The sequence below is a fragment of the Streptococcus sp. 'caviae' genome (genome assembly GCF_001937065.1).
Taxonomy (GTDB): domain Bacteria; phylum Bacillota; class Bacilli; order Lactobacillales; family Streptococcaceae; genus Streptococcus.
Map to the genome: position 1 here is coordinate 25133 of NZ_MOWR01000011.1, position 23568 is coordinate 48700.

General features: G+C 41.1%; 21 protein-coding genes. 18 read left to right on the forward strand and 3 right to left on the reverse strand.

What is annotated here, in order from left to right; all coding sequences use genetic code 11:
- Nucleotides 1-35: 35 nt before the first annotated feature.
- Entirely contained in the window at nt 36-1655 is a 1620-nt protein-coding gene (locus BMI76_RS09515; protein WP_075347333.1) for an ATP-binding cassette domain-containing protein, read from the reverse strand.
- A 163-nt stretch (nt 1656-1818) separates the two neighbouring features.
- Here BMI76_RS09515 and trpS point away from each other — a divergent pair, with 163 nt between their 5' ends.
- Complete coding sequence (trpS, locus tag BMI76_RS09520; RefSeq protein WP_075347334.1) at nt 1819-2841, forward strand: tryptophan--tRNA ligase; 1023 nt, start codon at nt 1819-1821, stop codon at nt 2839-2841.
- Nucleotides 2842-3010: 169 nt separating this feature from the next.
- Nucleotides 3011-4492: an IMP dehydrogenase gene (gene guaB, locus BMI76_RS09525; RefSeq protein WP_075347335.1), complete on the forward strand. Its 1482-nt coding sequence runs from the start codon at nt 3011-3013 to the stop codon at nt 4490-4492.
- Between the two features lie 174 nt (nt 4493-4666).
- Here guaB and recF read toward each other — a convergent pair whose 3' ends face one another.
- Together recF and yaaA are read right to left on the reverse strand one after the other, a co-directional pair.
- Entirely contained in the window at nt 4667-5758 is a 1092-nt protein-coding gene (recF, locus tag BMI76_RS09530) for a DNA replication/repair protein RecF (RefSeq protein ID WP_075347336.1), read from the reverse strand.
- A 2-nt stretch (nt 5759-5760) separates the two neighbouring features.
- Entirely contained in the window at nt 5761-6135 is a 375-nt protein-coding gene (gene yaaA, locus BMI76_RS09535) for a S4 domain-containing protein YaaA (RefSeq protein WP_075347337.1), read from the reverse strand.
- Nucleotides 6136-6214: 79 nt separating this feature from the next.
- Here yaaA and yfmF point away from each other — a divergent pair, with 79 nt between their 5' ends.
- The 16 genes from yfmF (at nt 6215) to BMI76_RS09615 (ending at nt 23222) form a co-directional block, all read left to right on the forward strand.
- Nucleotides 6215-7462: an EF-P 5-aminopentanol modification-associated protein YfmF gene (gene yfmF, locus BMI76_RS09540; protein WP_075347338.1), complete on the forward strand. Its 1248-nt coding sequence runs from the start codon at nt 6215-6217 to the stop codon at nt 7460-7462.
- Nucleotides 7463-8755, forward strand: coding sequence for an EF-P 5-aminopentanol modification-associated protein YfmH (gene yfmH, locus BMI76_RS09545; protein WP_075347339.1), 1293 nt, complete (start codon nt 7463-7465; stop codon nt 8753-8755).
- A 72-nt stretch (nt 8756-8827) separates the two neighbouring features.
- Entirely contained in the window at nt 8828-9835 is a 1008-nt protein-coding gene (locus BMI76_RS09550) for a RodZ family helix-turn-helix domain-containing protein (RefSeq protein ID WP_075347340.1), read from the forward strand.
- A gap of 11 nt (nt 9836-9846) precedes the next feature.
- Entirely contained in the window at nt 9847-10389 is a 543-nt protein-coding gene (pgsA, locus tag BMI76_RS09555; protein WP_075347341.1) for a CDP-diacylglycerol--glycerol-3-phosphate 3-phosphatidyltransferase, read from the forward strand.
- Between the two features lie 3 nt (nt 10390-10392).
- The gene (locus BMI76_RS09560; protein ID WP_075347342.1) at nt 10393-11235 is read left to right on the forward strand and encodes an energy-coupling factor ABC transporter ATP-binding protein; all 843 of its coding nucleotides are present in this window, start codon (nt 10393-10395) and stop codon (nt 11233-11235) included.
- Nucleotides 11211-12053, forward strand: coding sequence for an energy-coupling factor transporter ATPase (locus BMI76_RS09565; RefSeq protein WP_075347343.1), 843 nt, complete (start codon nt 11211-11213; stop codon nt 12051-12053). The genes BMI76_RS09560 and BMI76_RS09565 overlap by 25 nt, the downstream gene beginning before the upstream one ends.
- Complete coding sequence (locus BMI76_RS09570; RefSeq protein WP_075347344.1) at nt 12046-12840, forward strand: energy-coupling factor transporter transmembrane protein EcfT; 795 nt, start codon at nt 12046-12048, stop codon at nt 12838-12840. Before BMI76_RS09565 ends, BMI76_RS09570 begins: the two co-directional genes overlap by 8 nt.
- Nucleotides 12841-13024: 184 nt before the next feature.
- Nucleotides 13025-13936 carry a LysM peptidoglycan-binding domain-containing protein gene (locus BMI76_RS09575; protein WP_075347345.1) on the forward strand — a complete coding sequence of 304 codons (912 nt, stop codon included), beginning with the start codon at nt 13025-13027 and terminating at the stop codon, nt 13934-13936.
- 158 nt (nt 13937-14094) lie between these two features.
- Entirely contained in the window at nt 14095-14745 is a 651-nt protein-coding gene (locus BMI76_RS09580; RefSeq protein WP_075347354.1) for a transglycosylase SLT domain-containing protein, read from the forward strand.
- Nucleotides 14746-15186: 441 nt separating this feature from the next.
- Nucleotides 15187-16308, forward strand: coding sequence for a tRNA 2-thiouridine(34) synthase MnmA (gene mnmA, locus BMI76_RS09585; RefSeq protein ID WP_075347346.1), 1122 nt, complete (start codon nt 15187-15189; stop codon nt 16306-16308).
- Nucleotides 16309-16366: 58 nt separating this feature from the next.
- Nucleotides 16367-16999, forward strand: a complete 633-nt coding sequence (locus BMI76_RS09590) for an RpiB/LacA/LacB family sugar-phosphate isomerase (protein WP_075347347.1) — start codon at nt 16367-16369, stop codon at nt 16997-16999.
- A gap of 126 nt (nt 17000-17125) precedes the next feature.
- Entirely contained in the window at nt 17126-19027 is a 1902-nt protein-coding gene (gene mnmG / locus BMI76_RS09595; RefSeq protein ID WP_075347348.1) for a tRNA uridine-5-carboxymethylaminomethyl(34) synthesis enzyme MnmG, read from the forward strand.
- 76 nt (nt 19028-19103) lie between these two features.
- The gene (locus BMI76_RS09600; RefSeq protein WP_075347349.1) at nt 19104-21074 is read left to right on the forward strand and encodes a DHH family phosphoesterase; all 1971 of its coding nucleotides are present in this window, start codon (nt 19104-19106) and stop codon (nt 21072-21074) included.
- A 2-nt stretch (nt 21075-21076) separates the two neighbouring features.
- Nucleotides 21077-21529, forward strand: coding sequence for a 50S ribosomal protein L9 (rplI, locus tag BMI76_RS09605; protein ID WP_075347350.1), 453 nt, complete (start codon nt 21077-21079; stop codon nt 21527-21529).
- 40 nt (nt 21530-21569) lie between these two features.
- Nucleotides 21570-22934: a replicative DNA helicase gene (gene dnaB / locus BMI76_RS09610; protein WP_075347351.1), complete on the forward strand. Its 1365-nt coding sequence runs from the start codon at nt 21570-21572 to the stop codon at nt 22932-22934.
- Nucleotides 22935-22949: 15 nt separating this feature from the next.
- Nucleotides 22950-23222 carry a Veg family protein gene (locus BMI76_RS09615; RefSeq protein WP_075347352.1) on the forward strand — a complete coding sequence of 91 codons (273 nt, stop codon included), beginning with the start codon at nt 22950-22952 and terminating at the stop codon, nt 23220-23222.
- Nucleotides 23223-23568 lie beyond the last annotated feature (346 nt).

Consider the following 23568-nt stretch of genomic DNA (forward strand, 5'->3'; position numbering starts at 1 on the left):
TTTCTTTATAAAAAAATAAAAAGCGTTTCCGCTTTTTATTGCCAGAGTTGAGCAACTTTTGCCTGCACTTCTTCATTTTCAAGGAATTCATCATAGGTTTCATCAATACGGTCAATAACACCGTTTTTAGAGATGACAACGATATGGTTGGTCAATGTCTGAATGAATTCGTGGTCATGGCTGGCAAAGATGATAGATTCTTTAAAATCTTTGAGACCGTCATTTAAACTTGAAATGGACTCTAAATCCAAGTGATTGGTAGGGTCATCGAGGACAAGCACATTAGATTTGAGCAGCATTAATTTAGAGAGCATCACGCGCACCTTTTCTCCTCCTGAGAGGACATTGACAGACTTGTTAACATCATCACCGGAAAAGAGCATGCGGCCCAAGAAACCGCGAAGAAAGGTATTGTCATCTTCTTCTTTGCCGGCAAATTGGCGCAGCCATTCTAAAATAGATTCATCACTTGCAAAATCACTGCTGTTGTCCTTTGGAAGATAAGAGCGGCTTGTCGTAATTCCCCATTTAATTGTGCCTTCGTATTCAATGTCTCCCATAAGCGCACGCATAAGAGCTGTTGTCTGAATGTCATTGTGACCGATGATGGCAGTCTTATCTCCCGGATTTAAAATAAAACTGATATTGTCAAGGATGGTCTCACCGTCAATTTTAACTGAGAGGTTTTCGACAGTCAGAAGATCGTTGCCAATTTCACGCTCTGCCTGGAATTTAATGAATGGGTACTTCCGGCTGGAAGGAACAATCTCTTCCAGTTCAATTTTATCCAGCATTTTTTTACGGGATGTCGCCTGTTTTGACTTAGAAGCATTGGCTGAAAAGCGAGCCACAAACTCTTGGAGTTCCTTGATCTTCTCTTCTGCTTTGGCATTGCGGTCAGCCTGCAGTTTTGCCGCCAGTTCGCTGGACTCTTTCCAGAAATCATAGTTTCCGACATAGAGTTTGATTTTACCAAAATCAAGATCGGCCATGTGGGTACAGACTTTGTTGAGAAAATGCCGGTCGTGGGAAACAACGATGACCGTATTTTCAAAGTCTATCAGAAAATCCTCCAGCCAATTAATGGACTGAATATCAAGACCGTTAGTGGGCTCATCGAGCAAGAGAACGTCCGGTTTGCCAAAAAGAGCCTTGGCCAGCAAAACCTTGACCTTATCACCATTGGCCAGTTCACTCATATTTTGATAGTGGAGATCCTCAGGGATATTAAGGTTTTGCAGCAGCTGAGCGGCTTCACTTTCAGCTTCCCAGCCTCCTAATTCAGCGAATTGTCCTTCCAGTTCAGCGGCACGGACGCCGTCTTCGTCTGAAAAATCTGCTTTCATGTAAATAGCATCTTTTTCTTTCATAATACCATAGAGCTCTTGATTGCCCATGATAACAACATCGATGGCACGTTCGTCTTCGTAGTCAAAGTGATTTTGACGAAGAACAGACAAGCGTTCATTAGGACCGAGAGTTACATGTCCGGTTGTAGGTTCAATATCGCCAGCTAAAATTTTTAAAAATGTTGATTTTCCGGCGCCATTAGCACCGATCAAACCATAGGTATTTCCCGCTGTAAATTTAATATTGACATCATCAAAAAGTTTACGATCGCTGAAACGCAGCGAAATATCTGATACAGTTAACAATTTCTCACCTCATCTTTTGATACTACTACATTTTACAGGAAAAGCCCTTATTTTTCAATTAAATCCCTTTGCTGTAAAAATTTCCTGCAGCTGCTTTTGATTTGTCCTCCTGCTGCTTATAATTATGTTATAATTGAACTAATTGTAATTTAGGAGAACAGAAATGACAAAACCTATTATTTTGACAGGTGACCGTCCGACAGGAAAACTGCACTTGGGGCATTATGTCGGCAGCTTAAAAAACCGTGTTCTTTTGCAAAATGAGGACAAGTACCGCATGTTTGTTTTTTTGGCAGACCAGCAGGCCCTAACCGATCACGCTAAAGAATCTGAAATTATCAAGGAGTCGGTGGGCAATGTTGCCCTTGATTATTTGGCAGTGGGTCTGGATCCGGAAAAGGTGACTATTTTTATTCAGAGTCAAATTCCTGAACTGGCTGAATTGACCATGTATTATATGAATTTAGTGTCTCTTGCCCGTTTGGAGCGCAATCCAACGGTTAAAACGGAAATTGCTCAAAAAGGCTTTGGACAGTCTATTCCGACAGGTTTTTTGGTCTATCCTATTTCACAAGCTGCTGATATTACTGCCTTTAAAGCTAATTATGTGCCGGTTGGCAATGACCAAAAGCCAATGATTGAGCAGACACGCGAAATTGTCCGCAGTTTTAACCATACTTATAAATGCGATGTTTTAGTAGAACCGGAAGGCATTTATCCAGAAAATGAGGCTGCCGGCCGCCTGCCGGGGCTTGACGGCAATGCTAAAATGTCCAAATCTTTGGGCAACGGTATTTATCTGTCAGATGATGCGGAGACTGTCCGCAAAAAAGTGATGAGCATGTACACTGATCCAAATCATATCCGGGTTGAAGATCCTGGCTCTATTGACGGCAATATGGTTTTCCATTATCTTGATGTGTTTGGCCGTCCTGAAGATGAAGCTGAAATTGCAGCCATGAAGGAACACTATCAAAAGGGCGGTTTAGGCGATGTGAAGACAAAACGCTACTTGCTTGATGTTTTAGAACGGGAATTAAAGCCAATTCGTGAACGGCGTTTGGAATATGCCAAGGATATGGGCTATGTTTTTGATATGCTGAAAAAAGGTAGTGAAAAAGCTCGTCAGACAGCTTCAAAAACCTTGGATGATGTCAAAAAAGCTATGGGCATTAATTATTTTTAGAAAGTTTCGTATAAAAATAGCAGAGGAAACGCTGTAAAAATCAGCCTTTGACTCTGCTTTTTTCTTTGGCAAATTTTCCGGAATTTATTGACAAATGATTTTAGCGTGTTATTATAGTAACAATTAAAGTAGCCGACCGGCAAAAATGTATAGAAAAGAGGATTAAATAATGTCAAATTGGGACACTAAATTTTTGAAAAAAGGTTATACCTTTGATGATGTATTGCTTATTCCGGCTGAGAGCCATGTTCTTCCAAATGAAGTTAATATGCAGACCAAATTGGCCAAAAATTTGACATTAAATATTCCAATTATCACTGCAGCTATGGATACTGTCACAGATAGTAAAATGGCAATCGCCATTGCGCGTGCAGGCGGTCTTGGCGTTATTCATAAGAACATGTCTATTAAAGAGCAGGCTGAGGAAGTTCGTAAGGTCAAACGTTCGGAAAACGGCGTTATTATTGATCCTTTCTTTTTGACACCTAATCATAAGGTTTCTGAAGCTGAAGAATTAATGCAGCGCTACCGTATCAGCGGGGTGCCGATTGTAGAAACGCTTGAGAATCGTAAATTGGTGGGTATCATTACTAACCGCGACATGCGTTTTATTTCTGATTATGATACACCGATTTCAGAGCATATGACCAGTGAAAAACTGGTGACTGCTCCTGTAGGAACAGACCTTGAAACAGCAGAGCGTATTTTGCACGAACACCGTATTGAAAAATTGCCTTTGGTTGATGAAACTGGCCGTCTGTCCGGTCTCATTACCATTAAGGATATTGAAAAGGTCATTGAATTTCCAAGTGCTGCTAAAGATGAATTTGGCCGTCTTTTAGCTGCCGGTGCTGTCGGCGTCACTTCTGATACTTTCGAGCGTGCAGAAGCACTCTTTGAGGCTGGAGCAGATGCCATCGTCATTGATACAGCTCACGGCCACTCTGCTGGTGTTCTTCGGAAAATTGCTGAGATTCGATCGACTTTTCCTGACAAGACTTTAATTGCCGGAAATATTGCCACTGCTGCTGGTGCACGGGCTCTCTATGATGCCGGTGTTGATGTGGTTAAAGTAGGAATCGGTCCGGGCTCTATCTGTACAACCCGTGTTGTTGCCGGTGTAGGTGTTCCGCAGATTACAGCCATTTATGATGCAGCCAGCGTTGCGCGTGAATATGGCAAGACCATTATTGCAGATGGGGGTATCAAGTACTCAGGAGACATTGTTAAAGCTCTTGCTGCAGGCGGCAATGCTGTCATGCTCGGTTCTATGTTTGCGGGTACTGATGAGGCACCGGGTGAAACCGAAATTTATCAAGGGCGTAAGTTTAAAACATACCGTGGCATGGGGTCAATTGCAGCTATGAAGAAAGGGTCGAGCGATCGTTACTTCCAAGGTTCTGTCAATGAAGCCAATAAGCTTGTTCCGGAAGGCATTGAAGGCCGTGTAGCTTATAAAGGTGCAGCAGCAGATATTGTATTCCAAATGTTAGGCGGTATCCGATCTGGTATGGGCTATGTTGGAGCGGCTGATTTGCAGGAACTTCGTGAAAATGCTCAGTTTATTGAAATGTCAGGAGCTGGTCTGATTGAGAGCCACCCGCATGATGTTCAGATTACAAACGAAGCCCCTAATTATTCTGTACAGTAAAAAGAGATAAAAAAGAAACTGTTTAGTTACTACAGTTTCTTTTTTTATCAAAAATATGCAAGTGTAAAAAAATACTTGACAGCAGCTTTAATCATAAATACTTTAAAACCAGTATTTGCCAACAACGTTTTTACATAATTGTAAAGTGAACTTGACAACATTTTTACAGCTTCGTTAATCTTCAGAGACTTGTCCCTGATGGATGGTAAAGAGCTTCAAATCTTCAGGGAGCTGCTGAAGGTGCTCCAGACTGGTTGTCGTGATAAATGTTTGGACATTTTCCTTGATGCCTTCTAGAAGCTTGGTTTGTCTGTGGTTGTCAAGCTCACTCATCACATCATCCAGCAAAAGGATGGGATAATCACCGGTGACAGATTTGATGAGTTCGATTTCAGCTAACTTTAAAGATAAAATTAAACTGCGGTGCTGACCTTGACTGCCAAAACCGGCATTCATTCCGTTGATGAAAAACTCTAAGTCATCACGATGAGGCCCCAGACCAGTGTTTTTCTTGAAAATGTCTCGCTGACGGCTCTGTTGCAGCTGGGATAAAAAATTTTTCTCAATGTTTTTTTTATCATCAAATTTGACTGAAGAAAGATAGGAAATGCTTAAATGTTCCTTCTGATTTGAAATGGTAAAATGGTGTTTGTCTGCTTCCTTGGTCAGATCATGGATGAAATCAAAGCGATGCCTGATGACTCTGCTGCCAAAATCTGCCAGCTGCTCATCTAAAACACTTAGAAAATCTGAATCAACCTTGTCAGCTTTTTTAAGATAGGAATTTCTTTGTTTTAAAACATGATTATAATTCGATAAATCAGCCAGATAGACAGGTTTGATCTGTCCTAAATCAATATCAATGAACTTTCTTCTAAGACTGGGCGATCCTTTTACGAGCTGCAAGTCCTCCGGCGCAAACAAAACAACCGTCATCATACCGATGTAGTCTGACAGTTTGGATTGTTTCAAATGGTTGATTTTCGTCGTTCTGCCCTTGTCTGATAAGGTTATTTCTAAAGGAACTTTGCCGTTGATTCGGTTTAAGATTCCTAAGACATGCAGCTCTTTTTGACCAAACCGGATCAGCTCTTTATCTGAGCGTGTCCGATGGCTGCGTGTTAAAGACAGAAAATAGATAGCTTCTAAAAAGTTAGTTTTTCCTTGGGCGTTTTGACCGACGAAAACATTAAGTTTTGGCGAAAATTCAGTCTCAAGCTCCTGATAATTGCGGTAATTTGTTAATTTGATTTTTTCTATCCACATAGTTAAGTGCCGGGGAATCTGACAGCTTTTTTAGTTTTAGGAGCTGTTTTTGATTCTTTATGCTGCTTGGTTTTCTTGTTTTTTTGGTTCAATTCTTTTACCAGAGCCGCTACTCTTTCTTTTTCGGCCAGCTGGCTAAGGTGCTCTGCCTTCTCCTTTGAGGAAGGTTCAACAACAGTAATCAAAATGTCTGATGCTGGAATAGCAACTTGATCTCCCAAGCGAATCTTTTTGCCGCGTCGTGTCTCCGGCTGCCCGTTAAATAAGACCTCTGTATTGGCCAAATAAGATTTAACGGCACCTCCGCTTGAGATAATGCCTAGATTTTTCAAAAGTGCCTGCAGTGTAATATAGTCTCCAAAAAGTTTATATTCCATAAATTCCTCAACTTTCTCTAAGGATAATTATAGCATAAAATGATATAATTGAACGGAATAACATATTAAAGGAAGTCCCATGAAATTAGCCCAAGATGTACATTTACACTTGATTAAAACGACCAAATTTAAGACTAATCATATTACTTTTCGTTTTTCCGGAGAATTAAACAGCAAAACATTAGCCCGCCGTGTTTTGGTTGCTCAAATGTTGGCAACAGCAAACAATGCCTATCCGACACCGCAGGCATTCAGAGAAAAATTGGCCAATCTTTATGGTGCTCGCTTTTCCACACAGGTCTCAGCCAAGGGCCGGGTTCATATTGTTGATATTGACATTTCTTTTGTATCGGATCGGTTTGTGCCAGAAGGCGGATCTATTTTGGAAGAAATAGTCGCTTTTTTAAGAAACGTCCTGTTCAATCCCTTAGCCTCAGTGGAGCATTATCAGAGCAAGAGCTTTGACATTGAGAAGGCAAATTTAATGAGGTATTTAAAAGCTGATAAAGAAGATGCCTTTTACTACAGCCACTTGGAGCTGCAAAAGCTTTTTTTCAAAGAAGAAGTCATGCAGCATTCAAAGGATGCGACAGCTGATTTAGTGGCCGCTGAAAATTCTTACACCGCCTATCAAGAATTTCAAAAAATGCTGAAGGAAGACCGCATTGATATTTTTGTTTTAGGAAATTTTGATGACTATCACGTTTTGCAGTTAGTTGAAGAGTTCCCTTTAAAAGATCGGCAGAAAGAATTAACTTTTTTTTATCAGCAGAATTACTCAAAAGTTGTTCAGGAAAGAGTTGAACAAAGAGAAAACCAGCAATCTATTCTGCAGCTGGGTTACCATCTGCCAATAACTTACGGTGACAGCAATTACCATGCTTTGTTGGTCTTCAATGGTATTTTAGGCGCCTTTCCGCATTCAAAATTGTTTACTGAAATCAGAGAAAAACAAGGTCTGGCTTATAGTATCGGCAGCCATTTTGACAGTTACAGAGGTTTACTGCAAATTTACACTGGCATTGACAGTAAAAAAAGGCCCCAGACTTTTCAGTTAATCAATAAACAGTTTAATGATTTGAAGCTGGGGCGCTTTTCCAGCCATCTATTAAATCAGACTAAGAAAATGCTGGTCAACAATATCCAATTATCGGAAGATCATCCTAAAAGTATGATTGACTATCATTACAACTGTCAATTTTTAAAAGAGCGCTGTCTGGCTGCAGAAGATTTGATTGACAAGGTTAATAAGATAAGTAAAGAAGACGTTGTCAGGGTGGCTAACCTTGTTAAGCTACAGTCTATCTATTTTTTGGAAGGAGAATAAATGGCTGCAACGAGATTAAAAAAGCGTCAATTTCCAGATAGTGGTGAAGAGTTTTATTTCAATCAGCTGGACAATGGGATCACTGTTTTTTTGCTGCCTAAAAAAGATTTTAAAGAAACTTTTGCTGCTATAAGCAGCCGATTTGGTTCAATTGACACAGAGTTTACAGTAGACGGTAAACTTAAGAAGTATCCGGCAGGCATTGCACATTTTTTAGAGCATCAGCTGTTTGAAATGGAAAAGGGCACAGATGCTTCCTATGAGTTTACAAAACTAGGGGCAGACAGCAATGCCTACACAGATTTTAATAAAACGGTATATTATTTTTCAGCAGTTGACAGCATTAAAGAAAACCTTGCCTTGCTGCAGGATTTTACCAGTAAAGCTATCTTTACAGATGCGTCAATTGAAAATGAAAAAGATATCATTGCTCAGGAAATTGACATGTATCAAGATGATGCCGATGACTTTCTCTATCAAGGGATTTTAGCTAAGCTTTATCCTAAAACTCCTCTGGCAGAAGATATTGTCGGCAGTCAAGCGAGTATCCGTGATTTGACTAAGCACGATTTAGAGGAAAATTTCCGTTATTTTTACCATCCTTCAAATTTAATTCTTTTAGTTGTTGGATCTTTTGATGTTAAGCAAGTTTACAAGGACATTGTCACTGTTCAAAAGGAAGGCCCTCAAATCAAGCCTCCTCAAATTGAACATTCAGATTTAAAGCTGCTGCCTGTTACATCAGCCAGTTCACTGCAGAAAGATATCACGCTTCCCAAATTGGCTGTAGGCTTTCGTTTTAATTTTATCGGAAAGAAAACCAAGTCTTTATTAAGAGAAAAGCTGCTGTTGAAGCTCTTTTTCTCCCTGCTGTTTGGCTGGACCTCTCAGCGCTATCAAAAATGGTATGAAGAAGGGAAGATTGACGATTCTTTTGATATGAAAATTGAAGTGTCAGCTTCTTATCAATTTGTTGTCATCATGCTTGACACAAAGGAACCCATTGCCATGTCCAATCAGATTCGTCAAGCAGTCAAGAAGTTTGAAGCAGATGAAAATTTATCAGAAGCCCACTTGCAAACTCTGCGAAATGAGCTGTATGGAGATTTTATCAGCAGTTTGGATAGCATTGACACCCTTGCCAATCAATTTATTGATAATTTGTGGCAAAAAGAAACTTACTTTGATTTTCCAAAAGTTTTGCAAAGTCTGGAAATAAAAGAAGTTATGGAATTTGGACGGCAGATTATGACAGACATGCAAGTGACAGATTTTACACTATTTCCAAAATAGGCAGAAAAACAGTCTAAAATTTGTTATAATAAACAGGATTAGTAGCGACGGAAAGGACTGGAGTAGACTAAAATGAATAAAATAGGTGATATTTTACGTGATGCGCGGATTGAAAAAAAGCTAAGCTTTGATGATGTGGTTGACAAAACAGGCATTGCGCCTCATTACATATTGGCTATGGAGCTGGATCAGCTCAAATTACTGCCGGAAGGAAAGACCAATGAGTATTTAGAAAAGTATGCCCAAGTTGTTGGTCTGGACCCGGTTTCTATCATTCACGGCTACCGCAATCAAGAGCTAAGCGACGATTTAATTCTTCCTTCTTCAGTAGACGAGCCTGCTTCTTCATCTTCAGCAGATACGGCAGCAGATAAAGATGAGCCTGAAACTCAAAGCGAAGAAAAATCAGCTGAAACCCCTCAGGATTTGTCCATTGATTTGGATGTTACTCAAAATATCAGTCTGACAGAGGAAACACCGCAATTGGAAGAGACCGAGGAAGATTTTGAGAAAACGGATACTGCAGTTGAAAAAATTCCATCTCGCCTCAGCAAATATGATTATGATGAAGAACCGAGCAGACGATTCCCTTGGGCCTTGATTTTGCTTGTGCTGCTGGCCTTGGCTATTGTCAGCTATGTCGGCTATATTGCTTATAATCAATTGCACAGTGATTCTGATAAAACCGAACTTACGACTTCTTCTAAAAAGAAAAAGACCACTGATCAAACTTCAACATCAACAACAGCACAAAGTCAGACAAATATTGAAACAGATTTCGCAGAAGGCGGAAATAATGTCACTTTGAGTAATACAAATGGTAAGGTAGAAATTACCTTTACCTTGACAGGAGAAGAAGACAGCTGGGTTTCAGCTACCAATACTGATGCTGGGGAATCCGGAACAACTCTGACAGCATCCGGGAAGACCTATACAGTCACTTTGGCAGAAGGTTCAACAACTTCCATGCTGACAGTTGCTGTGCTGAACGGTGTTGACATAACCATAAACGGTCAAAAACTGGACACCTCTAATCTCATTAATGCCGGTTTGACCAACATTAATGTAACCGTCCAATAAAGGAGTTTTTAATGACTAAAAAAGAAAATATTCCCAATTTATTAACGCTTATTCGTATTTTACTGATACCGGTTTTCTTGCTTTTAACCTCTGTAAGCAGCAGTACGGGCTGGCATATTGCTGCAGCGATTATTTTTGCCGCAGCAAGTCTGACCGATTATCTGGATGGTTACTTAGCCCGTAAGTGGAAAGTTGTGACTAATTTTGGTAAATTTGCTGATCCTTTGGCAGATAAGATGCTGGTCATGAGCGCTTTCATCATGCTTGTTGGTCTTGATTTAGCACCGGCCTGGATTTCAGCAATTATCATCTGCCGTGAATTGGCGGTGACCGGCCTGCGTTTGCTTTTAGTTGAAACGGGCGGGGAAGTTTTGGCTGCCGCTATGCCTGGAAAAATTAAAACAGCCACCCAAATGTTTTCCATCATCTTTTTGCTCTGTCACTTTGAGCCCTGGGGAACTATTTTGCTGTACATCGCTTTGTTTTTCACTCTTTACTCAGGCTACGATTATTTCAAAGGAGCCAGCTTCCTTTTCAAGGATACGTTTAAATAGACAATGGCAGATAAAACGATTGAATTAAAAAACGTTACGTTTCGTTATGATGAGAATCAAAAAGAACCGACATTAAACAATATTTCGTTTCACGTGAAACATGGAGAGTGGTTAGCCATTATCGGTCACAACGGCAGCGGTAAATCAACAGCTGTTCGCCTGATTGACGGATTGCTGGAAGCTGAATCCGGACAAATTTTCATAGAAGGCGAAGAGCTGTCAGACAGCAATATTTGGGATATTCGTCATAAGATTGGCATGGTTTTTCAAAATCCAGACAATCAATTTGTCGGCGCAACTGTCGAAGATGATGTTGCTTTTGGTCTGGAAAATCAAGGCGTTCCCCTCGAAGAAATGCAAGAGCGCGTCAGAGAAGCTTTAAGCCTTGTTGGCATGCTTGATTTTAAGACAAGAGAGCCTGCCAGACTGTCTGGGGGACAAAAGCAAAGAGTAGCGATTGCAGGTGCAGTTGCCATGCGGCCGAGTATCATCATTTTGGATGAGGCAACCAGCATGCTGGATCCGGAAGGGCGTCTGGAGTTAATTAAGATTATCCAAAAAATTCGTGATGACTTCGGAATGACGGTTATATCCATCACTCATGATTTAGATGAGGTAGCTCTCAGCGATCGGGTTTTGGTGATGAAGAAAGGTCAGATAGAATCCAGTTCAACCCCGAAAGAATTGTTTTCTCGGGGAGATGAACTGTTAAGCTTAGGATTGGATATTCCTTTCGCCTCAGCGCTTATCAAAGCTCTGGAGCCAATCGGTTTTACATTTAATGAAGGTTATTTGCCAGAAAAGGAATTGGAAGATAAGTTATGGGCATCATTCTCCAAAAAGTAAGTTATACTTATCAAGCGGGAACCCCTTTTGAAGGGCGTGCCCTTTTCGATGTTGATTTGGAAATTAAAGATGGCAGTTTCACAGCCTTTATAGGGCATACGGGCAGCGGCAAATCTACGATTGTGCAGCTCTTAAATGGTCTTAATACACCGACTGAAGGAACTGTTTATGTTGATGATGTGGCTATCAAGCCCGATTCCAAAAATAAGGAGATCAAAAGTATTCGCAAAAAAGTTGGCCTGGTCTTTCAATTTCCGGAAAGTCAGCTTTTTGATGAAACGGTTTTAAAAGATGTTGCTTTTGGACCGCAGAATTTTGGTGTTTCTCAGGAAAATGCTGAAAAAATAGCCCGTGAAAAATTAGCCCTAGTTGGTATTTCTGAGGAATTATTTGAAAAAAATCCTTTTGAATTATCGGGCGGCCAAATGCGCAGGGTTGCCATTGCGGGTATTCTGGCTATGGAGCCGAGCATTTTGGTTTTAGATGAACCCACTGCCGGTCTTGATCCCAAGGGCAGGCGTGAGCTGATGCATTTGTTTAAAGAGCTTCACCAGCAAGGGATGACCATCGTATTAGTCACTCACTTAATGGATGATGTCTCTAATTATGCAGACTGGGTTTATGTGCTGGAAAAGGGGAGGATTGTCCTTTCGGGCAGTCCTAAATCAGTTTTTCAGAAAATTGAATTTTTAGAGAGCAAACAATTGGGCGTTCCTAAGATTACTCAGTTTGCAGCTGATTTAAGAGACAAGGGAATGGCTTTCGATTCTCTGCCCATTACCCTAGAAGAATTTGTGGAGGCGATTAAGAATGAATAATCTTATCCTTGGCCGTTATATTCCCGGTGATTCGTTCATTCATCGTCTGGATCCAAGAAGCAAACTGCTGTCAATGTTTATTTTCATTATTGTTGTTTTTTGGGCCAATAATGTCATTACAAATCTTTTGATGTTTGCTTTTACCATGGTTTTGGTGGTGCTGTCCCGCATTAAAATCGGTTTTTTCCTCAAAGGCTTAAAGCCTATGATAGGCTTGATTCTTTTTACGACTCTGTTTCAGGTCTTTTTCACTCAGGCAGGGGAGGTTTTAGTTCAATTATGGATTATTAAAATCACCGATTACGGTCTTGGACAGGCCGCATTGATTTTTATGCGTTTTGTGCTGATTATCATCTTTTCAACACTGTTGACACTGACAACAACCCCTCTTAGTTTGGCAGATGCCGTTGAGTCTCTTTTGAAACCCTTGGAACCATTAAAAGTTCCCGTGCACGAGATTGGTTTGATGCTGTCGCTGAGCCTGCGCTTTGTACCGACACTGATGGATGATACGACGCGCATTATGAACGCTCAAAAAGCACGCGGTGTTGATTTTGGAGAAGGGAATCTCATTCAAAAAGTAAAGTCGATTATTCCTATCCTAATTCCTCTTTTTGCTTCCAGCTTTAAAAGAGCGGATGCTTTAGCAACAGCGATGGAAGCACGCGGTTATCAAGGAGGTTCAGGCCGCAGCAAATACCGATTGTTAAAATGGACCTATAAGGACAGCCTGGCCATTATTGGTATCTGCTGTCTTGGAATACTATTATTTTTATTAAAAAAATGAGAAAAACGTTTGACAGGTGCGCAGATGTAATTATTTGACAAAGCTTAAATAATTGCTGATGAAGCAAAGGAAGGCGTTTTCTTTTTCTAATTAAAACTTAATTGTAATATATTTAATCTTACTCTAAAAAGTGAGTAATATATCTACTGTATGATGGGATATATAATGCTAAAAGGAGTAAGTTATGTCATTAAAAAATATTTTAGAAAATAAAAGTAAGACAGTAAAAACTAGCTTCGCAGGTCTTGCAACAGCTGCCAGTCTGATTTTGCCCATTGCAGCACATGCAGAAAGCTATACTGTAAAATCAGGAGACACTCTGTCAGAAATAGCTTCAGCTCACGGAACAACGGTTAAAAAGCTGGCTAAAATAAATAAGATTAAAGATGTTCATCTTATTTATATTGATCAAGTTTTAGAGTTAGATGAGGAAAAAACAGAAGTTCCTCAAGCAGCAGAAGAAACAGCACCGGCTGCTTCATCACAAACACAGGCTCCAGCAGTTTCGGAAACCACTCAGGCAACTGAAACGACAGTACAACCTTCATCTGCTGAAACACAAGCAAGTGAAGCAACAACAGCAGCTCCTGCAGAAACACAGGTAAGTGAAGCAACAACGGCGGCCCCAGCAACCACACAAGCTAGCGAAGCTGCAACAACAGTTACAGAAGCTCCTCAAACGACGGAAGCAACGACAGTAGCTCCTGCAGAAACACAGGTAAGTGAAGCAACGACGGTGGCACCAGCAACCACGCAAGTCAGCGAAGCTGCAACAACAGCTGCAGAAGCTCCTCAAACTACAGAGGCAACAACGGCAGCTCCTGCTGAATCGCAGACAACTGAGGCAGCATCAACCAGCAGCAGTTTGAGTGCATCGGATGCAGCTGCAAAAGAATTTATCGCTCAAAAAGAATCAGGCGGCAACTACAGTGCTCAAAACGGGCAGTATTATGGCCGTTATCAGCTGAGCAGCTCTTATTTAAATGGAGATTTATCAGCTGAGAACCAAGAACGTGTGGCAGATGCTTATGTCACCAGCCGCTATGGTTCATGGACAGCAGCTCAGGCCTTTTGGAATACTAATGGCTGGTATTAATTTTAAAGAGATGTCTAAAATGCTCAAAATTTCAATAGTTTTGGGCATTTTTTATTTACTTTAAATATGATTGTAATATTTTTAATATAAAAATAAAGCCAAAGTAACAATTAATTTATATGATAGAGAGCGAGATAATGAAAGGAAACAAATTTTTTATGTACAGTAGAGTCAAAAAATCGAAATTCAAAAAAGTTGTTAAAAGCCAATTTTTAGTTTTACCTTTTTTTGTAGGATTTGCGACCCTTTTTACAGGAGAATCTGTCAATACAGAAGCACATATTAAGAAATCAGAATCTGTTCTCGCTCAAGCTGCAGTGGTACAGCCTAAAAATACTGATCAAACTCAGGCACAGCCTGCTGCAGCACCTGAAAATAGTCAGCCTGTTGCTGAGCAAGTCTCTTCTGCAGAGACTGTGACAGAAGTTGCAGCACCTGACGACACTGCGGCTGTTCAAAACACGGCCATTGCAGCTAATGCAGCTTATAGTAATACGACCTATGCTTCACAGCAGGCTCAGGCGGCTAACGCAGTCTCTAACGGCAATCTTGCTAATGGTAATACTGCTGGTGCAACTGGTTCAGAAGCAGCAGCACAAATGGCAGCAGCAACTGGTGTTCCGCAATCAACTTGGGAATATATTATTGCCCGCGAATCAAACGGTCAAGTAAATGCAACCAATGGTTCAGGAGCTTCAGGACTTTTCCAAACGATGCCTGGCTGGGGTTCAACAGCAACTGTTCAGGATCAAATCAATTCTGCCATCAATGCATACAATTCTCAAGGATTATCCGCTTGGGGCATGTAGACTTTAGAAATTTTAATTAAACATAGAGTCATTAGGATTTTGCTAATGGCTTTTTAGCTGTCCTAAAAGTTAAATGTAAAGGTTAGTTGACAAGGTTTTACAACCTTGACACATTATTAAAGTTATTAAAGCTTAATTTATAAGGTATGAGACCAATGATATTGACAAAAGTGTCAAGTTTTTGCTTAACTGTAATAGAGAATAGACAAGCTGACAATCGGTAACATGCGAGAATTTTTTCTTAAAGTTATATAGTGGTGATTAGAGCCTCTTTTGTGATATAATATGTTTTGCGCTGAGGCGCTTCAAAATCGACCTTCAAATCGATATTTGAATAACTGGACCCTTCAAGTCTATGTTTAAAAATAACTGAACTTGGGTTGAATTCTTGAAACTAGAATTTCATATCTAAGTATCTTACATTTGATGGGAGGATTATCAATGACAGATAATTCAAAAACACGTGTCGTCGTTGGTATGAGCGGAGGTGTTGATTCGTCCGTGACGGCTCTGCTTTTAAAGGAGCAAGGTTACGACGTGATTGGCGTCTTCATGAAAAACTGGGACGACACAGATGAATTCGGTGTTTGTACAGCCACCGAAGATTACAAAGATGTAGCTGCAGTAGCAGACCAAATTGGCATTCCCTACTACTCTGTCAACTTTGAAAAAGAGTACTGGGATCGTGTTTTCGAGTATTTCCTGGCAGAATATCGTGCAGGACGTACGCCAAATCCTGATGTCATGTGCAATAAGGAAATCAAGTTCAAAGCCTTTCTGGATTATGCTCTGACTTTGGGAGCAGACTATGTGGCAACTGGACATTATGCGCAAGTGTCACGTGATGCAGATGGCACTGTTCACATGCTGCGCGGTGCTGATAATAACAAAGACCAAACCTACTTCTTGAGCCAACTGTCTCAAAAACAGCTGCAAAAAGTGATGTTTCCGCTTGGCCATTTGCAAAAGCCGCAAGTTCGTGAGATTGCAGAAAAAGCAGGACTTGCGACAGCTAAGAAAAAAGACTCGACCGGTATTTGTTTTATTGGTGAGAAAAACTTTAAAGAATTTCTCAGCCAGTATCTGCCTGCCCAAAAGGGCCGTATGATGACGGTTGATGGCCGTGATATGGGCGAACATAATGGGCTTATGTACTACACCATCGGCCAGCGCGGCGGCATGGGAATCGGCGGACAAAAAGGCGGTGACAATGCACCTTGGTTTGTTGTTGGGAAGGATTTGTCCCAAAATATCCTTTATGTGGGGCAAGGTTTCTATCATGAGGCGCTCATGTCAACCAGCTTGACAGCCAGTCAGGTTCATTTTACAAGGGACATGCCTGATGAGTTTACAATGGAGTGTACGGCTAAGTTTCGTTATCGTCAACCAGATAGTAAAGTAACTGTCAATGTAAAAGGTGATAAGGCGGAAGTTGTCTTTGATGAACCGCAGCGTGCCATCACGCCAGGTCAAGCAGTTGTTTTCTATAAGGGAGATGAATGTCTTGGCGGCGGATTGATTGACAATGCCTATCAGGAAGAAAAGGTCTGTCAGTATATTTAGCTTTACAGTTTTGTCAAACACTAAATGGGATTTGTAAACATATTGATAGGAGTTTGAAATGAAAATTGGTGTGATTCAAGCCAGTACAAGAACCGGCATCAATCAACTGCTTTTTGAATCTGTCAAAAAGGCAGCTGGAAGCCATCATGAAGTCATAAATTTTGGTATTTTTCCTGATGAGACTGAAAATTACTCTTACGTTGAGGTCGCTGTCATGATTAGTCTGCTTATTGAGACTGGTGCTATTGATTTTGTTGTTTCTGGCTGTTCATCTGGTCAAGGCATGATGATGGCTTGTAATAGTCTGCCAGGTTTACGTGCAGGTTTCATCCAAACACCACAGGATGCTTTTCTCTTTGGACGTATTAATAATGGTAATGTCGCTTCTTTGTCATTTGGCTTAAATTTTGGCTGGGCTGGGGAATTAAATTTGCAATATACTTTAAATGAACTTTTTCATAGTGAATTTGGGATCGGCTATCCGCCAGAAGCAGCTAAACGAAAGCGTGAGGAAGCACAGCTTCTACTTACTTTAAATGCTATTACTAAAAAATCGTTTTTAGATATTGTTGATCAAGTTGATGAAGTCTTACTTACTAAGATTCTAAAAAGAAAAGCTTTTGCAGATTACCTTTTTAAATACGGGGCTAACTCTGTCTTATTAGAACGCTTATCCTTTTTTAGGAATTGACTTTTACGGCGAATTTGATAGAATAAACGTAACAATAATCATGATGGTCAAAGCTCATGAGAATTGTAGGTCTTTTGACGTACAATTTTCGAGGGTTTTGGCTATTTTTGTGTTTGGGAGATACAAATGATACACGAATTTACTGAAAACTATGATGTTATTGTCATCGGTGCTGGGCATGCCGGTGTAGAAGCCAGTCTTGCTGCCAGCCGCATGGGCTGCAAAACTTTGCTTGCGACTATTAGTCTTGAAATGCTGGCTTTTATGCCCTGCAATCCTTCTATCGGAGGGTCGGCTAAGGGAATTGTGGTCCGCGAAATCGATGCTCTTGGCGGCGAGATGGGCAAGAATATCGATAAATCTTATATTCAGATGAAGATGCTTAATACTGGCAAAGGGCCTGCGGTTAGGGCTCTTCGTGCACAGGCTGATAAGGCTCTTTACGCCCGCAATATGAAGCATACTGTTGAGCAGCAGGAAAATCTGACGCTCCGTCAATCTATAATTGAGGAAATTTTGGTGGAAGACGGTAAGGTTATAGGTGTTCGGACGGCCACCAATCAAAAATTTTCGGCTAAGGCTGTCATTGTTACCACAGGAACTGCTCTGCGAGGAGAAATCATTCTGGGGGAACTCAAATACTCTTCCGGGCCTAACAACAGCTTAGCCTCTATTGGCCTTGCTGATAACTTGAAAGAACTGGGTCTTGAAATCGGTCGCTTTAAAACCGGGACGCCTCCCCGTGTAAAGGCTAATTCTATTAATTATGATGAAACGGAGATTCAGCCCGGAGACGAGAAACCTAATCATTTCTCATTTATGTCTAAGGATGATGACTACGTGCAAGACCAAATTCCCTGCTGGCTGACTTATACCAATCAAACCAGCCATGACATCATCACTAAAAATCTTTACCGTGCTCCCATGTTTTCTGGCATTGTCAAGGGTGTCGGCCCGCGTTACTGCCCCTCTATTGAGGATAAGATTGTTCGTTTTGCGGATAAGGACCGCCATCAGCTGTTTTTAGAGCCTGAAGGCCGGGAAACTGAAGAGGTTTACATTCAGGGGCTGTCAACCAGTTTGCCGGAGGATGTCCAAAAAGATTTGGTTCATTCCATTAAAGGTCTTGAACAGGCTGAAATGATGCGCACAGGCTACGCTATTGAATACGATATTGTTTTGCCGCATCAATTGCGCGCAACTCTGGAAACCAAGAAAATTTCCGGACTTTTTACTGCTGGGCAGACTAATGGAACATCTGGTTATGAAGAAGCTGCGGGCCAAGGAATTGTGGCTGGAATTAATGCTGCTCTTAAAATACAAGGGAAACCAGAACTGATTCTCAAACGCAGCGATGCTTATATCGGTGTTATGATTGATGATTTGGTGACCAAAGGAACTCTGGAGCCTTATCGCTTACTGACATCTCGGGCGGAATACCGTCTTATCCTGCGGCATGATAATGCGGATATGCGTCTGACGGAAATTGGGCATCAAGTTGGTCTTGTTGATGAAAAACGCTATCAGCAATTTGCTATTAAAAAGGCCCAATTTGACAATGAGCTCAAACGGTTAGAGTCCTTGAAATTAAAACCGGTGCCTGAAACGAATCAGATGGTTGAAGAAATGGGCTTCAAGCCTTTAACAGATGCAGTAACAGCTAAAGAATTTATGCGCCGTCCCGAAGTGACCTATGCTGATGCTGTCAGGTTTATCGGTCCGGCAGCAGAGGACTTGGACAGTAAGCTGATCGAGCTTTTAGAAACAGAAATTAAATATGAAGGCTATATCAAAAAAGCTCTTGATCAGGTTGCCAAAATGAAGCGTATGGAAGAAAAACGCATTCCTAAAAATATTGACTGGGATGCGATTGATTCTATTGCAACGGAGGCGCGTCAGAAATTTAAAAAGATCAATCCGGAAACGATCGGACAGGCCAGCCGTATTTCCGGAGTTAATCCGGCGGATATTTCTATTTTGATGGTTTATCTTGAAGGAAGAAGAAATTCAGCTAAGAACGAGCAATAGGAGGCAGGCAACCTTCTTTACCCCCTATATTTTATCAAGCTTTTATGGTATAATTAGGGCTTAAGAGGTTTAGATAATGAGAAGATTTCGTTTTGCAACCAGTCACCTAATCATGATAGGTATGATTATCTTTGGAATTCTGGCTGTCAGTGCTCGTGTTTTTCCAGATTCTGCGCTGCTGATGTTTATTATTTTTGCAACATGTGCAGCCATCGTCATATTACTTTATTATCAAAAAAGCGTCTATGAAATTTCTGAGTTAGAGCAGATTGAACTTTTGAACAGTCAGACGGAAGGCAAGCTGATTGCTCTGCTTGACCAAATGCCGGTCGGTGTTGTTCAGTTTGATCCTGAAACAGATAAAATTGAATGGTTCAATCCCTTTGCAGAATTGATTTTTACTAAAGAAGACGGCGAATTTGACAGTGAGTTTATCACCTCCGTTATCAAAAGTAAAAAAGAAGGCTCCGCTGACCAGACAATGGAAGTTGGCGAGAATAAATATTCTGTTTATTTAGATGTAACTAAGGGTATCTTTTATTTCTTTAATTTATCCAGAGAAAATGACAGTCCCAAGCAGGGTCTGGATTTGCAGCCGGTTATCGGCGTTATTTCTATTGATAATTATGATGATACTGTCGAATCCTTGGCGGATGCAGATGTATCTCAGATTAATGGTTTTATTGCCAATTTTATTTCTGGATTTGCCCAAACTAACGGTATCTTTTATTGCCGTGTCGATATGGATCGATTTTATTTCTTTACGGATTACGGCACCTTAAATCAGCTGATTCAGGATAAATTTGATGTGCTGGAACAATTTCGCAAAGAAGCTCAGGAACGCCAGCTTCCTCTGACTTTGAGTATGGGAATATCCCACGGCAGAACCAATCATGATCAGATTGGCCAGATTGCCCTCAAAAATCTTAATATTGCTCTGGTTCGGGGCGGAGACCAAGCTGTTGTCCGTGAAAATGAGGAGAACAAAAGGCTGCTTTATTTCGGCGGCGGCTCTGTTTCAACAGTAAAACGTTCCCGAACAAGAACGCGTGCGATGATGACCGCTATTTCAGATAAGATAAAAACGGTTGACCGTGTTTTTGTGGTTGGTCATAAAAATCTGGATATGGATGCTTTGGGAGCCTCTGTTGGTATGCAGGTTTTTGCTAATAATATCATTGAACATGCTTATGCGGTTTATGACGAAAACAGCATCGGTCATGATGTCAAAAGAGCGGTCGAACGTTTACAGTATGATGGCAATACACAGCTGCTGACTGTAAAGGAAGCTCTGGATCAGGTTACGGAAAACTCCCTTCTTGTCATGGTTGACCATTCCAAACTGCAGTTAACGCTGTCAAGAGAGCTTTACGATAAGTTTACAGAAGTTATTGTTATTGACCACCACAGAAGGGATGATGATTTTCCGGAAAATGCTACGCTGACCTTCATTGAGAGTGGTGCCAGCAGCGCCAGCGAGTTAGTGACCGAGCTTTTACAGTTCCAAGACAGTAAATACCGTTTAAGTAAAATTCAAGCCAGCATTGTCATGGCAGGAATCATGCTTGACACTAAGAATTTTTCAACGCGTGTCACCAGCCGTACTTTTGATGTTGCCAGCTATCTGCGGACTCTGGGGAGTGATAATGTTGAAATTCAAAACATATCAGCTCTTGATTTTGATGAATACCGGTCAGTTAATGAGTTAATTCTGCGCGGAGAACGTGTCCTGCCAAATCTCATTGTGACGGCCGGAGCAGAGGATGTCAGCTATTCTAATGTTATTGCCGGCAGGGCTGCTGACACTATGCTAAACATGGCGGGCATTGAGGCGACATTTGTTATTACCAAAACACCTAAAGGTTTTGTTTCGATATCAGCCCGCAGCCGCAATAAAATCAATGTTCAGCGGATTATGGAAGAAATGGGCGGCGGCGGTCATTTCAATTTAGCAGCTTGTCAAATACAGGACATGACTGTTAAAGAAGTTCGCGAGCTCTTGTTAGAAAAAATTGAAGAAGAATTTAAAGAAAATAAGGAGTCTTAGTGATGAAAGTTATTTTTTTGGCAGATGTCAAGGGAAAAGGCAAAAAAGGCGAAGTCAAGGAAGTTCTTACAGGCTATGCTCAAAATTTTTTAATTAAGAAAAACTTGGCTAAAGAAGCTACCAAGCAGGCCATTAATGAACTTAAAGGCAAGCAGAAATCTGAAGAAAAAGCTCAGGCAGAACTGCTGGCTGAAGCTAAAGCAATCAAGGCAGAGCTGGAAAAAGAGGCGACTCTTGTTCAGTTTACAGAAAAAGTTGGCCCAGACGGCAGGACTTTTGGTTCTATCACAGCTAAAAAGATTTCTGAAGAATTAAACAAACAGTTTGGTATTAAACTGGACAAACGCCATATTAAACTCGATCATTCCATTCGTGCTATCGGGCTTATTGAGGTGCCTGTAAAGCTTCATAAGGAAGTTGACGGTATCATCAAGATTCAAGTTAAGGAAGCCTGACTGCATGATCAGACAAATTAAGGTTAGGGGGTGAGAAGTTTTGCCAGAGACTCCGGAATTACGAGTTCAGCCTCAGGATTTGGTAGCAGAACAGTCTGTTTTAGGTTCTATTTTTATAGCGCCGGATAAGCTTATTACTGTTCGAGAATATATTGAACCTGAGGATTTTTATAAGTATGCGCATCGAGTCATTTTTAAGGCCATGATCAGTCTTAATGATCGAAATGATGCTATTGATGCGACAACCGTCCGTGCCATACTGGACAGTCAGGGGGACCTGCAAAATATCGGCGGCATCTCTTACCTTGTTGAATTAGTCAACAGTGTGCCGACCAGTGCCAATGCCGAGTATTATGCTAAAATTGTAGCTGAAAAATCCATGCTGCGCCGGATTATTGATCGCTTGACAGAAACTGTCAACCAGGCCTACGAAGGAGCAACAGATGCTGAGGATATCATTGCAGGTGCTGAGAAAGCTCTTGTTGATGTCAATGAGCGCAGCAATCGCAGCGGTTTTCGCAAGATTTCTGATGTTTTGGCTATCAATTATGAAAATCTTGAATTGCGCTCAAAACAGACGTCAGATGTTACCGGACTGCCGACTGGTTTTCAGGAGCTTGACAAGATTACAACGGGTCTGCATCCGGATCAGCTGATTATTCTGGCTGCCAGACCGGCAGTTGGTAAAACAGCCTTTGTTCTTAATATTGCGCAAAATGTCGGAACAAAGAGCAACCGTCCGGTTGCCATTTTCTCACTTGAAATGGGGGCAGAAAGCCTAGTTGATCGGATGCTTGCCTCTGAAGGTATGGTAGATTCTCATAATTTGCGGACTGGTCAGCTAAGTGAGCAGGAATGGCAAAACATCACGCTGGCTCAAGGAACTCTTGCTGAGGCTCCCATTTACATTGATGATACGCCGGGGATTAAAGTTACAGAGATTCGGGCGCGTGCCCGCAAATTGGACCAGGAGCTTGAAAATGGGCTGGGCTTGATTGTTATTGACTACCTTCAGCTCATTACGGGTACACGTCCTGAGAATCGTCAGCAGGAGGTTTCTGATATTTCCCGCCAATTAAAAATTCTTGCCAAGGAGCTTAAGGTTCCGGTTATTGCCCTCAGTCAGCTGTCTCGCGGTGTCGAACAGCGTCAGGATAAAAGGCCGGTTCTCTCTGATATTCGGGAGTCCGGTTCCATCGAGCAGGATGCTGATATTGTCGCTTTTTTGTATCGTGATGATTATTATGACAGAGGCGATAAGGAGGAAGGGCAGGACCAATTAGAAGACAATACCATCGAGGTTATATTGGAAAAAAACCGGGCGGGTGCCAGAGGAACTGTCAAGCTAATATTCCAGAAGCAGTACAATAAATTTTCAACGATAGCCCCATTTGAAGAAAGATAGGAGAGATACAGTTAAATGAGTGATGCATTTGCAGATGTCGCAAAGATGAAAAAAATTAAAGAAGATGTCAAAAATCATGAAGGTCAGTTGGTTGAACTGACGCTTGAAAACGGCCGTAAACGCGAAAAAAATAAGGTCGGCCGTCTCATTGAAGTTTATTCTTCACTTTTTATTGTTGAATATAAAGATGAGGCAAGCATTCCAGGTGAAATTGACAACACCTATGTTGAATCATACACCTATTCTGATATTTTGACCGAAAAGACGCTGATTCATTATTTTGATTAGACCACATTAAAGGTCAAGTCTTTTTTTACTTATTGTCTAGAAAAGTTCTGCATGGGCATACTTTAAGCTATATTTGCTACTTTTCGGCAGTTTACAAAGAATTGACAATATTGTAAACTTAGAAAGAACAAATTTCTGAGAGGGCAGCAGCTGTCAGTCCATTAAAACAATTAGTTTTTAGATAGACGAGATTCAGTTGCCTTTTATAGACAAATATTATGAATCATTCCCGTAGTTAGTTATCCCATACCCCGCATAGCTTTTCAAACACCCAAAAAGAAAAATCGCCACGATAAGTAGCGATTTTTCCCTTTTGTGAGCCTCAATGAAACGTCAAAGCGTTATA